A 12,655-nucleotide genomic window follows, 5' to 3' on the forward strand; every position below is an offset into this window, starting at 1 on the left:
TGGCACATGATGCAATGGAGCGAACCTGACGAGCGGTACCGGATTACGAAAGCGGCCTCCGAGGTCAGGGAAGGCGAATGTCTTCTGACGTGGCATTGGCCCAAGGAAATCAATTACGTCTACATCGACAGCTTCGAAGACGGGGGCGAGCAGCCCCCTGACGGGTTGGACCCGAAGCGGCTCAAGCTGTTTACCCGCGAGGAATACAAGGCGAAAGGCGGCTACCGGGCCCGTGTGGACTTTACGGGACCGCATTTTTACCGGATCTATCCCTGCGTGATGCTGGAAGGACGGCTGACCCCGCTGCTGCAGCGGGACGGAGACAATCTGGCCCGCGTCAGCGGAGGCCGCGCGAAAATCCGCTACGGCATCAAATACGGCGGCGGCTGGTTCAGCAAATATAAAACCGTGCAGATCCGGCTGTTCTGCGAAATTCCGGTCCCCCGGGAAGCCCTGTGCTACGTGAAAAAAGAAGGAGCGGCCCCGCGAAATAAGGAAGACGGGACCTTTTATCCGTTCATGAACGATTTTCCGCCGGGGCGCACGGAGCTGCCGCCCATCGAGGTCGGCAAAAACGACTATATCCGGTTGTTTTTCACCGACGGACCGATCTATGGCGAGCGGTTTGAACTCATTCCGGACTAAAGGAGGGACCTGGGCATGTTGGGGTTTTTTAAGCAATTTTTCGAAAAAAAGCCTGTGGAAAAAGAACGTCCGCCTTATTACAGCATCGTTTGTCCGTACTGCTTCCATAAATTCGAGCCGGACGAGGTCGTGTTCCGCGCCGCGCATACGAAGGAGAACGACGACGAATTCACGCTGCAGGAAGACGAGCGGCTGAACGCATGGCGGCGCAAGTTCAATCTGTCGCAGCAGGATATGGAGGCGGTGATCGAGCCGCACACGATCCCGGAAGAGAACCACGTTTACTCGGAAAACGTGCTGGTGGCGGTCATCGACCGTTACGGCGTGGCGACGCGGCGGCGGCTCTGTCCGAGCTGCCACAACGAGCTGCCGATATCGGCCGGCAAAATGCCGAGCAACATCATTTCCATCGTCGGAGCGTCGCAGGTCGGCAAATCGGTCTATATGACGTCGCTCATTCATACGCTGCAATCCTCGACGGCTTCGAATTTCGACGCGGCTTGCATGCCGCTGAGCGCCGAAATCAGCCGGAAGTTCCGGCAAAATTATTTGGAGCCGATCTTCGACCGCGGCATGATGCTGGAGTCGACGAACCCGAACGAGCAGCAGGAGCCGTTTATTTTTCAATTCGTGTTCAAGGACGACCGGCGCGCGCCGCTCACGCTCGTCTTCTTCGATGTGGCGGGCGAGGGCATGGTGGAGCGCGATTACCTGGAAATCTATGCGTCGCATATTAAAAACTCGTCGGGCATTTTATTTCTCGTCGATCCGCTGCAAATCCGCACGATCCGGGACAAAATCCGCCTGAGTGTCGGCCAGGAGGAAGGGGAGTTCGCGAGCCGCTACGACGAGCCGCGCGAGGTCGTCATCAGCTTGTTCGAAAACTTCATCGCCCACCAGCAGGGCAGCAAGACGAAAATTCCGACGGCGATCGTTCTGACGAAGAGCGATATGCTGCAATATTTGAAAGAGGAAGACAGCGAATATATTCAGTCCAACAGCAACGTGTTCCGCAACGTGGTTCACAAAGGCTATTTGGACCAGACCGAGTTTGAGAATATTAACGGCGAAATCCGCCGTTTTATCGAGAAGGTGGACCGGCCGTTCAAGGATGCGGTCGACGTGTATTTTCAGAATACCGCCTACTTTGCCGTATCCGCGCTCGGTTCGAATCCGGTGAACCGGCAGGTGACCGGTGTCATTAGCCCGACCCGGGTGGACGAGCCGTTCATTTGGCTGCTTCACCAGCTCGACTACATCGACAGGAGAGATGCGCCGTGAGCCGGGACCGAAATATTCAGCAGCACTATTTTACCCGGGACCGGGAAGGAATTTTCCGCACGAACGAAGGGTTCGATACGGTAGCGAAATCCGCCGGGCTCGATAACGGTTTTATTAAAGCGGCACTGCATCCGTACTGCGTGTACAAGGCGCCGCAGGAGCTGCTCGCACGCGGGGAAGGGGACGAGAGCCGGTATCCGGAAGCGTTCGGCGTCTTCCATGCCGACAGCGGGGAGCTTGTGATCGGACGCACCGTTTACGTCAGCGCCGACTTCACCGGGCAGCGGAGCGCTTTTTTCACGCATCATTACGTCGTGCCCAAGGAGCGTCAAGAGGCCTTCGTACGCGAGCCGGAACGTTTATTTGCTATACGGGACTTCCGAAGCAGCTACGATATTCAGGACGGGAAGTCGATTCCGGAGCTGGACGAGCTGGGTTACGACGCCGCGGCCAAACCGGAGAACCCGGACCGGCTGCTCGGCAGACTGAAGCTGGACCACACCCGGTTTCAGCAGCTGCTTTACGCCGTGATGGCGTCGCTCACGAACAAGAAGAAGGTGTACGTCGCGCTGGACGCGGACGTATCGAACGGGAGCGCGGAAGCGAAACGGCTGATGGAGCTCGTCTACCGCTGCCTGCCGTATGCGATGCGCCGGCAGCTCGGATTCGTTACGTACCAGAGCGAGCCGGAAGGCAAGCAGCATTACCATGTCATGTTCGTGGAAAAAGGCAGCATCCGTCTGCCCGACCGTCAACTTGAAAAAGATTATTTGTTCGATCTGCCGAATGATCGGATTAATGGCGTGGACGTATCCGGCACCGAGCATTCGGTTCTGGACTACGTCTGGGAGCACCGGGGAGATACGGCTGGCCTGGGGCGGTTCTATGACTTTTGCGAGGAAGCGCTGCAGGAGATGGGGCAGCCCGCTGCGCTTGCCGTTCCGACCTATTCCCAGCTGTGCGAGCTGTTCCGGATCGAACAAGGGCAGGACGGTTTGTACGAGCAGAATCGGGCAGGGACCGTGAAAAGCATTCTTCAGTACCTGACCGCGGAAACCGCAGGCCGGAAAAAACGGCTGAACGATATGCTGGTCAAGCTGATCCGCAAGGAATTGATGGATGGGGACAGCGTGCCAACCGCGGAATTCGTTACGCCGCTGTTGGATTATTACACTTTTGCCGACGAAGGAACGAAGAAGCTGCTGATTGCCAGCTTTGCGCTATATATCCGGCGAGCGGCATCTGCGGCCTCCGGCGATATCCGCGCGGCAGTTCCGTTGATCGATCCGCTGCGGCAGCAGAATGCGGTCTTTCTCGCCGTTCTACAGCAGCTGCACGAGCAGCATCCCCAGACGGCGGAGCAGTATGCAGCCTATCGCATCACGGCGAGCGGATCGATGAAGGAGTTTTTGGAAGAAATCAAGTTTTGGCTGGTCTCCGCGGACGATCTGCTGCTGCAGCACTTCTTCCGTAACGAAGTATTGAAAAAAGTGAAGCAGCTGCTCAAGACGGAGAAATCCAGACGGATGGAAGTGGCCAAAAATACATACATCTACTTCGACCGTCTGCCGGAGCGTGAAGGAAAGCCGCAGTTCGAGGACTTCTGCATGCAGATCAAGCTGGAAATCCAGCTCGAATTGCTGGAAGACCTGACCCCGGCCGGACTGAGCTACGAAGACCTGCTGCAGCTTGAGTTTATGCTGGACCCGCCGCAGCCGGAGCTTTTGCACAACCTGAACAGCGGCGGGCGCATGACGCTGGACCTGCTGACCGCCGTATACCGGGTGCTGACGCTCGAACGGCGCAAGCCGTCCGATATCGTAGCAACCATCGAGCGGCTTGGTCCGCTTGACTTGGAGCGGGCGCAGGAGCTGCTGAAGAAGACGCTCGGCGATAAGGTAGGACCGGAGACGTTCGGCAAAATCGCCTACGCCTTCAGCCGTCCGGATGCGGGAGTCCGGGGCGGGGGCGGATACGAAGCCGGGTATGACTTTGACCGGATGCTTGAGTACGTAGCTGCTCAGACCCGGGGGACGGATACGATCTACGAATTTATGCTATGGAGCGCGGGAGATTCGCGATTTTCCGGCGGCTCGGGGATCGACGTTCACTACCGCGCTGCGCTGACGCGCTATTTTGACCGGCACGATTCCAAGGCGTTCAAGAACAAGCCGATCAAGGAATTGCTGCTTGGCGTGCCGAACGAAGCGTTCGCGGCCGTGTTTAAAGAAATCAAGCTGAAGCAGGCTCCGGGCATTGTCCAATTTGTGCAGCGGAGAAAGAGAAGATTGTTTCGACTAGGCCTTCTCGCACTTCCGCTGCTGCTCATCATTATTCTGTTGTCCTCGTTCTGGACGCCGATGATGGGAGCGATTCTTCGCCCGGCGCCCACGCTCACGGTCGAGACGCTGCCGGAAAAAACGGCCCAGCCGGTTGTTACGGTTAAGGCAAGTGCGACGGACGGCGGCTATGATCCGAGCCCAATCATTTTCGTAAACGGGCAGCGGGTCGGCAACGGACAAGTATCTGCTCCCGTCGTCCTGATGATCGGGGAGAATACGATCGAGATCAAGGCAGAGAACAAATACGGCAAAGCCAGCGAGCCGGTCGTCAAAAAGGTCCAGCTCGACCTTCCGATGCAAGGCCCGCCGCTTCCGAAAGTCGGCGGAGGAACGCCCAGCGGCGGCGCTTCCGGCGACCAGACATCGTCCGAACCGGTCGCGGGCCCGAAGTATACGCCGGCAAATACCAAGGGGAAGCCGGATCAGCAAACCAGTTCCGGCGGACGCTAAATCAAAGCAGCCTGAATCCTTTCAAGAGCGAAAGGGTTCGGGCTGTCGTCGTTTCGGGCGCTGCGCCGCGCTACTTTTGACGCGCAAGCGCGACGAGCGCAACATAACCGGCGGAGCAAGCGAACGTCAGAAGCATGAGCGTTAGCTGCAGAGGCATCCCGGAGAAGCCCGCGGCGGGGAGCAGCCGGCCTCCCCAAAGCGTGACGACGCCGGTTAGCAGCAGCAGGACCACGGCGTTCATGACAAGCATCCTCCCGGAGAAGGACAACTGCAGATCACGGCGGAGTACGATAAGATTCCACAGAACCGGAATCGTTTCAAACATCAGCACGCCTGCCGCGATCCCGGTATAGCCCCATCCGGGAATCCCGGTCAAGACGTAAAGCATCGTCATGGAGCAGACAATGCCGAAGAGAATGCCGCGCATCGGCTCTTTTTTCCGGCCGACAGCCCACAGAACGCTTGTCGTTACTTCCCGCAATCCCGCAAGCAGCGGACAGAGCGAAAGCAAGCGAACCGCTGTCGCAAGCTTCTCTTGGTCGAACAGCAGGCGCGCCAATTCTTCGGCGAAGGTAAACAGGAAGAGCGATGAGCTAATTCCCCATAGCATGCTAAGGTTTAGCGCCTTGCCGATTCTCCGGAAGGCGCGGTCGAACTGCCGGTCCTGCCAATCGGCGGCGATTTTGGGGGACAAAGTATGCGTGAGCGAAAACGTGATCAGGGTCGGGATATAGACGATCGTCATCGCCATGCCCGTCATTTCACCGAATATGGCAAGTGCTTGTCCTGACGAGAGTCCGGAGGCTTGGAGCCGCATCGGAACGATGGACGCTTCCAGGAAATCCGACAAAGGAATGATGAGCCGGGTGGCTGTCAAGGCAAGCGTCGTATGCGCGAACAAGCGGAGACTGCGATCCGGCTCTGCTTGGTCTGGGACGGTACTCGCGGAAGACTGCGAATAGCGAAGCAGCATCACAAGCAGGAAAGCTAAGGCACAGACGGCCCCCGTCGATGCGCCCAGCGCAGCCGTGCCCAAGGCTTGCGACATGCTGAGGTTCGTGCCGATCGAGAGAAGCAGCAGGATGGTCCCGACCCGGACCGATTGCTCGACGAGTTCGGAGGCGGCGATAGCCCCGAACGCCTCCAGGCCTTGAAGATACCCGCGAAGCAGGCTTAGCAGCGGAACGAGCCAGAGCGCCGGCAAGAACATGCGAATCGCCAGCTCCAGCTTCTTGGTGCCGAGCCGAAACGCAATTTCGTTCGTGAACAGGAAGAAGCCTATGCACAGCAGCGTACATACCCCGAGGTAAAGCACGGACATGTTGCGGTAAATCCGCCAGCCGCTTCCGGCATTTTTGGCGGTGGACAAGGTCAGCGCCATAGGCATGCCACCGGTAAGCAAGGTGAGGACGAGGCCGTAAAACGAATAGGCAATCTGGTATAAGCCTACTCCTTCCGGACCCAAATAACGAAATAACGGAATACGGAGGAGCAGCCCGAGCAATTTCACAATTAACATTGCGCTTGTCCGAAGCGCCATCTGTTTAAATATCGGGGGCAGAATCATCCGCATCACCACCTCGGCCGGACGGAAAAGTGTTGTCCACTTTCATCTTATGTCCGAGGCGGCGGCCGTATGATTTCTCTAATCGGCGATATGAATCAATACAAAGTGAGTGTAATTTTCCCAGCCCAGATCAAAGGGAACGTGATAACGGTCTGTCGTATGGCAGTTGATCAAGGGCAGTCCCCGCTCATCCTTGTCTACGACGACGGCAAAATGGTCCACATCGTTGTTGTACATGTAAGCAATCAGGTCGCCAGGCTGCAGCTTGGACCAGATGTTGGGCGCCGAAGGGCTGCGCATGATTTGGTCGAAGGTGCCGCTGGCGATTGTTTTCCCGTATCCGGAATAAAGGAGAAACGACTTTAAAGCGTCTGTGCTTACCCATGCCCGGCTCCCGTTGCCGCCACTGTACCTCCATGTGTGCGTCATTGGCAGTCCTCCGCCTTCGGTCGGATCGCCGAGGACTTGGGAAACGAAGTTCGTACAATCGCCGCCGATGCCGGTATAATCGCGGTATTTCGGATTGTAACGGTTATCGTTTCCAGCCCCCCATGCCGAACCGGCGTACTTATTGGCATACGCCACGGCCCTTTCGCGGTTGTATCGCCTCTTTTTTGAGGATTGAGAAACCGTATCGGTCTTCAGACTTTCCGTTTCTGGCTCCGAGGTGAAAGGAGGCTGGTGAAGCCGTGCCTCGTCCGCATCGATGTCGAGTGGATCGAGATACCATTCTTTGAGTACCCGCAATTGCCCGTTTTCTCTTTTCAAGGTAAGAACGTGTCGTGTTCCCATTCCGAAGTCGGCCGGCGTTCCTTTGCCTTGGGCATACGAATAAGTGACCTTCATCCTGTTCACGAGCGATACTTTGACCAGCGAATCGGTGGGCCTGATACGAAAGATCTTCAGCGTCGCTTCGGCGGTATGGACAACGATGTCTCTTTTGCTGGCCCAAGCCTGAAAATAAGCCTTCCGTTTTTTTTCAAGATACAGGGCTTGCTGGCTTGTTGGCACCTTTTCCAAATAAAAGGTATCGATCGGCGTGTCCCGGATTAAAAATTCCGACCGAGCCCGATATAATTCCGTAAGAAAACTGCGGACTTCCTCGGTTTCCGACGAAGGCTCAGCGCTGGCTTGAAACGGGCCCAACATCAGCAATAAGACAATGATCCAAGCGATACGGCGCATGCCGTTTCCCTCCATCCCATCACACATTCAATCCCGCATTAGTATGAGAAAAATCGGGGAAAACATACTTCCTTTTACTTGGCTTGCCGATTTCAGGAGCCAGTGCTTGCGAAACGATGGCGAGGAACAAGGTGCGAACGGGACTTTAAGAAAGGGTTAAGAAACTTGTTGACAAATTGTAATATTATTTTAAGCTTATTTTAATGATCGTAATTTATCTTATTAGTAACTAGTAAAATATGAAGTAGGGACGGTGTGAGGATGAAAGTTTTTGTAACCATTCAAAACAAACAGATCCCCGTTTTCGCCGACAACTTGAATAAAAAAACATTGAAGCTCCTCAAGCTGGCGTTGGATAAAAAGGTAGAAAACGGAAGACAGACGCTGAAAAAATGTCTCCAAACGTTAATCAGCATCGAAGTGATCGGCTGTGAGGCCATTCTGCATTCGTTAAATGAAAAAGATTCGCTTGCTTTGTCTCTCTACTAACACAAGAGAGACTTTTTTTGTCCCCGTTTTTTTATTCCCGTCGTTCGCCGCTTCGGTAGGTGCCCGGGGAAATGCCGAACTTGTCCTTGAATACCCGGTGAAAATACGAATATCCGCCGAACCCGCAGCTCTCGGCAATTTGTTCCAGGGTCATGGCGGTATATTTCATCCGTTCCAGAGCAGCGGCCAGACGAATTTCAAGTGCATACTCCAGCATCGTCTTGCCATAGCATTCCTTGAACAGATGAACTGCCCGGGATACGCTGAGCCCGGCCTGACGCGCGGCATCCTCTACCTTGAACGTCGAAGTGGCATGCTCCTCTACGAACCGTTTCATCCGAAGCGCCGTGAAGGACCGGCCGTAGGAGGGGGCGCTTTCCGTCGCCGCCCGCTCGAGCGACAGGCAAAGGGCCTGCAGCAAGCAGCCGACGAGCTCGCCGGTCTGTTTGTCCGCCGGGCGCTGCTTTTCTATAATTAGGTGCCGCCAAAGCGCCAACAGCTGTTCTCCCGGATCGATTCGCGAGAGCGTCGGCTTGTCTCCACGTTTCCACCATTGATCCATCCAACGGCCCCCGCAGATCAAGTAGTAATCCCCGCTGGAAATCGTTGTTCCCTTTGACGTTGTTTCGTATTCGTCTACGAATAGTTCGTAGGTTCTTCCAGGATTCAGCAGCAGCAGATCCCCTTGTCCGAGCCGGTACGTTTTGCCGTCGATCACCGCTTCGCTTGCCCCTTCCGTCTGCAGCCGGAACAAATAAAGCGGCAGCCCGGTTTTATAATGGGTATGAAACCGCTGCGCATGATACGAGTAACCGCATGTGAACACTTCCGCTTCCATGGCCGTCTCTCCGATTCGTAAAAAGTTATAGCAAAATTGTTGATGTTACGATTATATCGTTTATGTTCATTTTAGGCTATTCTCGTGTATGATGAGAGCAAATAAGCAAGCTATTCCTAAATCAGGGAGTGTTCACGATGAGAAGAATGGGCATCGGGCTTCAGCTTTACACATTGCGGGATGAAACCGCCGCCGATTTCCGCGGCACGTTGAGGAAAGTGGCGGAGCTTGGCTACGAAGGCGTCGAATTTGCCGGATACGGCGGTTTGGCGAAGGAAGAGCTGAGAGATTTGCTTCAGGAGCTGGGACTTAAAGCGATTGGCAGCCATGTCGGCTTGCAGCAGCTTCGGGACGATCTGCAGGGCCAAATCGATTATTTAAAAACGATCGGCGGACAATATTTGATTTGTCCTTATGTGGCCGAAGAAGACCGCCGTACCGAAGAAGACTGGAAATCGTTGTTTGCCTTCCTGCAAGAAGCGGGGACGGAAGTGCGCAAGCAGGGGCTTATTTTCGCCTATCACAACCATGCTTTCGAATTCGAGATGAACGTCGGCAGCTCTTATGTATTCGACGCGATGTACGAAACGACTTCTCCCGAAGCGGTGCAGGTCGAAATGGACGTCTGCTGGGTGCAGTTCGCCGGACAGGACCCGCTGGCCTATATACCGAAATACGCCGGCCGGCTGCCGCTGCTGCACTTGAAAGATTTCGGCAAAGACGACAACGGGCAGATGAAGACGCTTGAGCTCGGCCTGGGGGTCGTCGACCTGCCTAAGGTCATCGCCGCTGCATCCGAAGCCGGAGTAGAGTGGCTCGTCGTCGAGCAGGACGTATGCCAGAAGCCTCCGCTGCAAAGCGTGGCGAACAGCTTGCAGTGGGTGAAAACGAACTATTTGCAAGCGATTTAATTTAAACAAACCGAAGGAGCCTTGAATTCCATGAGCAAATTGAGAGTGGCCGTGATCGGCTGCGGCGCCATTTCCAAACACCGCCATATTCCCGAGTATGCCGCAAATCCCCATGTGGAGCTGGTCGCTTTTTGCGATCCGGTTCAGGAGCGAGCCGAGCATTACGCCGGACAATACGGAGCAAAAGCTTACACCGATTATGAAACGCTGCTGCGCGAGGTAAAACCCGATGCGGTTAGCGTGTGTACCCCGAATGCCCTCCATGCTCCGGTATCGATTGCCGCAGCGAAGGCCGGGGCGCACGTGCTGGTCGAAAAGCCGATGGCAGCGACGGAAGAAGAAGCGCTGGCGATGATCAAAGCGGCGAAGGAGAACGGCGTTTATTTGATGGTCGGTCACAACCAGCGGCTGATGCCTCATCATATGAAGGCCAAGCAGATTTTGAGCGCGGGCGCTCTCGGCAAAGTGCTGACGTTCCGTACTTCATTTGGACATCCGGGACCGGAAAGCTGGAGCGTCGACGGCCGGGATAGCTGGTTTTTCCGAAAGGATGAAGCGATCATGGGCGCCATGGGCGATCTGGGCGTGCATAAATCCGACCTGATCCGCTGGCTGCTCGATGACGAGGTAGCGGATGTCGCCGGCTTTATCGGCACGCTCGACAAAGTGGGAACGGACGTAGACGATAACGCGGCTTGCGTGCTTCGCATGAAGAGCGGCATCATCGGTACGCTTGTGGCAAGTTGGACCTATTACCAAGGCGGGGACAACGGTACAGTGCTCTGGTGCGAGAACGGCATCATGAAAATCGATACGCATCCGGACGATCAAATTATCGTGGAGCTCCGCAACGGTTCGATCGAGCGGCATAAGGTGGGCGCCATCGCCACCAACGAGAAGCAGACGGTCAGCGGCGTGATCGACGCGTTTGTGGAATCGATCGTGACGAAAACTCCGCCGAGCATTTCCGGTGAAGAAGGCATGCGTTCGCTGAAGGTGATTTTGGCGGCGTTCGAATCGCAGGCTACTGGGCAGGTCGTCAGGCTGTAATAATGAAACAAGGCAGTTCCTTGCATGCGAAGGACTGCCTTTTCTCATGGACCGTTGCCCCGTTAAGCGGCTGTCCGCCGCAACCTGCGGTACTGAAGAAGCATGGCGGCCCGCCATGGAACGATCATTCCGAAAGCCAGCAGGAAGAAGAGCGCTCCCGTCTGCGGAATCGATATATATTGCTCGATGTAGCTGTGCAGCGCCAGGCGCAAGACGAGGAGCCCTAGCAGCACGAACACAAACGATTTGGACCGGTTGACGTACACTTCGCCGCCGCGAAGCTCCAGTTTGGAGCTGTGGATAAGCGGGTAAGAAAATAGCAACAGCCCCGCGGCCAAGGCAAGCAGCGCCCACAGCGCAGGGACCCGGAAAGCCGGTGCGGCAAACATGAGAAATCCGGTGCTCATGCCGATAGGGGGCATGACGATTTTGGCGGGGGAGACCGGTTTGCGGCTTGCCCGCGAACGAACAAATATCGCAAGCAGCGCCATCGCCGCCATGCCGAAGCCCGATACCGCCTGCAAATGAAGCGCGCCGAAATGGATCATGAACGGATCCCTCCTGTACTTTGTTGCTTTTTTTCATTATAGCATTGCAGGCCTGCGGCGATCTACAATAGTAAAATAACCTTTCCTACATAAGGAAATATGACACAAGGCGCAGATTTGTAACAAAATTTGCGTTTTTTTTGAAATTTTGTTCAGAAACATATGGACGATGGTTAAATAAACCCCTTATAATGGAGATTGCTACAGCACTTATTTTAACGCTTACATACAGATACATGGAAGGGGAAAACAAAAATGAAAACATGGTTCAAATCGACGGCAGGCCTCATGCTCGCGGCTACGCTCGTCCTGAGCGGATGCGGAACGAAGCCGGCGCCGCAAGATGCGGCCAATGGCGGCTCCAAGCCAGCGGAGTCCTCAACGGGAGCCAGCAAAAAAGGGGAAAAATTTAACATCGGCATGGTTACCGACATCGGCGGCGTAAACGACAAGTCGTTTAACCAAAGCGCGTGGGAAGGCCTGAACGAGGTTAAGAAAGAAACCGGCGCTAACGTGAAATACCAGCAAAGCAAAAGCGACGCGGACTTCATTCCTCATCTCAATTCGTACGTTAAAGATAATTATAATCTAACTTGGGGGATCGGGTTCCTGATGGGCGATGCGATCAAAACGGTAGCGACCCAAAACCCGAAATCGAACTTTGCGATTATCGATAACGTCGTGGAAGCGCCGAACGTCGAATCCGTCACGTTCGCGGAGCAAGAGGGAGCATATCTGACAGGCGTTGTCGCCGGTCTGATGACGAAAACGAACAAAGTCGGCTTCGTCGGCGGTCTCGAAATTCCGGTCGTCAAACGTTTCGAAGTCGGCTTTAAGGCCGGCGTCGCTGCGGTCAACCCGAATGCGAAGGTAACGATCAACTATGCGGCGGCTTTCGACAAGCCAGACCTTGGAAAAGCGGCGGCAGCAACGATCTATAACGACGGTGCGGACATCATTTTCCATGCGGCGGGCGCAACGGGCAACGGCGTGTTCAACGAAGCGAAAGACCGTGTCAAAGCCGGCAAAAAAGTATGGGTCATCGGCGTGGACAAAGACCAGTCGCTTGAATTCGGCGATGATGTGACGCTGACCTCGATGGTGAAGCGTGTCGACCAAGCGGTGAAGCGCGTGACCATGGATGTGATCGACGGCAAATTCCAAGGCGGCAAAAACGTCGTTCTCGGTCTCAAAGACAACGGCGTAGGCTTGCCGGACACTTCCAAGAAGAACGTACCGGCCGACGTGCTGAAGAAAGTGGACGAATACAAAGAGAAGATAGTTAAAGGCGAAATCAAAGTTCCGGAAAAATAAATTCCAATTCGACAAGGCTGGTGACCCACCGGCCT

The 12,655-nt window shown here is 55.2% G+C and carries 11 protein-coding genes; 7 read left to right on the forward strand and 4 right to left on the reverse strand.

The genetic code is table 11. The features are described 5' to 3' along the window. The first annotated feature begins 9 nt into the window (after positions 1–9). From KQX66_RS11580 to KQX66_RS11590, 3 genes are read left to right on the forward strand one after another with little or no spacing between them, the layout of a single operon-like run. A complete protein-coding gene (locus tag KQX66_RS11580) occupies positions 10–645 on the forward strand; it encodes a hypothetical protein (RefSeq protein WP_216792719.1) in 636 nt (211 codons plus the stop codon). A 15-nt stretch (positions 646–660) separates the two neighbouring features. Then, entirely contained in the window at positions 661–1,926 is a 1,266-nt protein-coding gene (locus KQX66_RS11585; RefSeq protein ID WP_216792614.1) for a TRAFAC clade GTPase domain-containing protein, read from the forward strand. Then, positions 1,923–4,718, forward strand: a complete 2,796-nt coding sequence (locus KQX66_RS11590) for a GAP1-N2 domain-containing protein (RefSeq protein WP_216792615.1) — start codon at positions 1,923–1,925, stop codon at positions 4,716–4,718. Before KQX66_RS11585 ends, KQX66_RS11590 begins: the two co-directional genes overlap by 4 nt. Before the next feature lie 70 nt (positions 4,719–4,788). On the opposite strand, the gene KQX66_RS11595 is transcribed toward KQX66_RS11590, so the two are convergent. Beyond that, positions 4,789–6,285, reverse strand: coding sequence for an oligosaccharide flippase family protein (locus KQX66_RS11595; protein ID WP_216792616.1), 1,497 nt, complete (start codon positions 6,283–6,285; stop codon positions 4,789–4,791). A gap of 78 nt (positions 6,286–6,363) precedes the next feature. Further along, positions 6,364–7,470, reverse strand: a complete 1,107-nt coding sequence (locus tag KQX66_RS11600) for an amidase domain-containing protein (RefSeq protein ID WP_253957082.1) — start codon at positions 7,468–7,470, stop codon at positions 6,364–6,366. Between the two features lie 261 nt (positions 7,471–7,731). Between KQX66_RS11600 and KQX66_RS11605 the strand changes: the two genes are divergently transcribed. Then, complete coding sequence (locus KQX66_RS11605) at positions 7,732–7,959, forward strand: 3-dehydroquinate dehydratase (protein WP_216792617.1); 228 nt, start codon at positions 7,732–7,734, stop codon at positions 7,957–7,959. Between the two features lie 31 nt (positions 7,960–7,990). On the opposite strand, the gene KQX66_RS11610 is transcribed toward KQX66_RS11605, so the two are convergent. Beyond that, positions 7,991–8,797: an AraC family transcriptional regulator gene (locus KQX66_RS11610; RefSeq protein ID WP_216792618.1), complete on the reverse strand. Its 807-nt coding sequence runs from the start codon at positions 8,795–8,797 to the stop codon at positions 7,991–7,993. A 137-nt stretch (positions 8,798–8,934) separates the two neighbouring features. Between KQX66_RS11610 and KQX66_RS11615 the strand changes: the two genes are divergently transcribed. Both KQX66_RS11615 and KQX66_RS11620 read left to right on the forward strand, forming a co-directional pair. After that, positions 8,935–9,708 (forward strand): sugar phosphate isomerase/epimerase family protein, encoded by a 774-nt coding sequence (locus KQX66_RS11615; protein WP_216792619.1) that lies wholly within the window; start codon positions 8,935–8,937, stop codon positions 9,706–9,708. A 30-nt stretch (positions 9,709–9,738) separates the two neighbouring features. Beyond that, positions 9,739–10,758, forward strand: a complete 1,020-nt coding sequence (locus KQX66_RS11620; protein WP_216792620.1) for a Gfo/Idh/MocA family protein — start codon at positions 9,739–9,741, stop codon at positions 10,756–10,758. Between the two features lie 62 nt (positions 10,759–10,820). On the opposite strand, the gene KQX66_RS11625 is transcribed toward KQX66_RS11620, so the two are convergent. Further along, positions 10,821–11,306 carry a CcdC family protein gene (locus tag KQX66_RS11625; RefSeq protein WP_216792621.1) on the reverse strand — a complete coding sequence of 162 codons (486 nt, stop codon included), beginning with the start codon at positions 11,304–11,306 and terminating at the stop codon, positions 10,821–10,823. Positions 11,307–11,561: 255 nt separating this feature from the next. Between KQX66_RS11625 and KQX66_RS11630 the strand changes: the two genes are divergently transcribed. Continuing rightward, positions 11,562–12,620: a BMP family lipoprotein gene (locus tag KQX66_RS11630; RefSeq protein WP_216792622.1), complete on the forward strand. Its 1,059-nt coding sequence runs from the start codon at positions 11,562–11,564 to the stop codon at positions 12,618–12,620. Positions 12,621–12,655: the final 35 nt, after the last annotated feature.

It is taken from the genome of Paenibacillus oleatilyticus (assembly GCF_018998565.1).
GTDB lineage: Bacteria > Bacillota > Bacilli > Paenibacillales > NBRC-103111 > Paenibacillus_G > Paenibacillus_G oleatilyticus.

Bases quoted from the DNA above. Each gene is read 5' to 3' on its own strand.
- KQX66_RS11630 (WP_216792622.1), top strand. From the start codon at position 11,562: ATGAAAACATGGTTCAAATCGACGGCAGGCCTCATGCTCGCGGCTACG.
- KQX66_RS11620 (WP_216792620.1), top strand. From the start codon at position 9,739: ATGAGCAAATTGAGAGTGGCCGTGATCGGCTGCGGCGCCATTTCCAAA.
- KQX66_RS11615 (WP_216792619.1), top strand. From the start codon at position 8,935: ATGAGAAGAATGGGCATCGGGCTTCAGCTTTACACATTGCGGGATGAA.
- KQX66_RS11605 (WP_216792617.1), top strand. From the start codon at position 7,732: ATGAAAGTTTTTGTAACCATTCAAAACAAACAGATCCCCGTTTTCGCC.
- KQX66_RS11595 (WP_216792616.1), bottom strand. From the start codon at position 6,285: ATGATTCTGCCCCCGATATTTAAACAGATGGCGCTTCGGACAAGCGCA.
- KQX66_RS11585 (WP_216792614.1), top strand. From the start codon at position 661: ATGTTGGGGTTTTTTAAGCAATTTTTCGAAAAAAAGCCTGTGGAAAAA.
- KQX66_RS11600 (WP_253957082.1), bottom strand. From the start codon at position 7,470: ATGCGCCGTATCGCTTGGATCATTGTCTTATTGCTGATGTTGGGCCCG.
- KQX66_RS11625 (WP_216792621.1), bottom strand. From the start codon at position 11,306: ATGATCCATTTCGGCGCGCTTCATTTGCAGGCGGTATCGGGCTTCGGC.
- KQX66_RS11580 (WP_216792719.1), top strand. From the start codon at position 10: ATGCAATGGAGCGAACCTGACGAGCGGTACCGGATTACGAAAGCGGCC.
- KQX66_RS11610 (WP_216792618.1), bottom strand. From the start codon at position 8,797: ATGGAAGCGGAAGTGTTCACATGCGGTTACTCGTATCATGCGCAGCGG.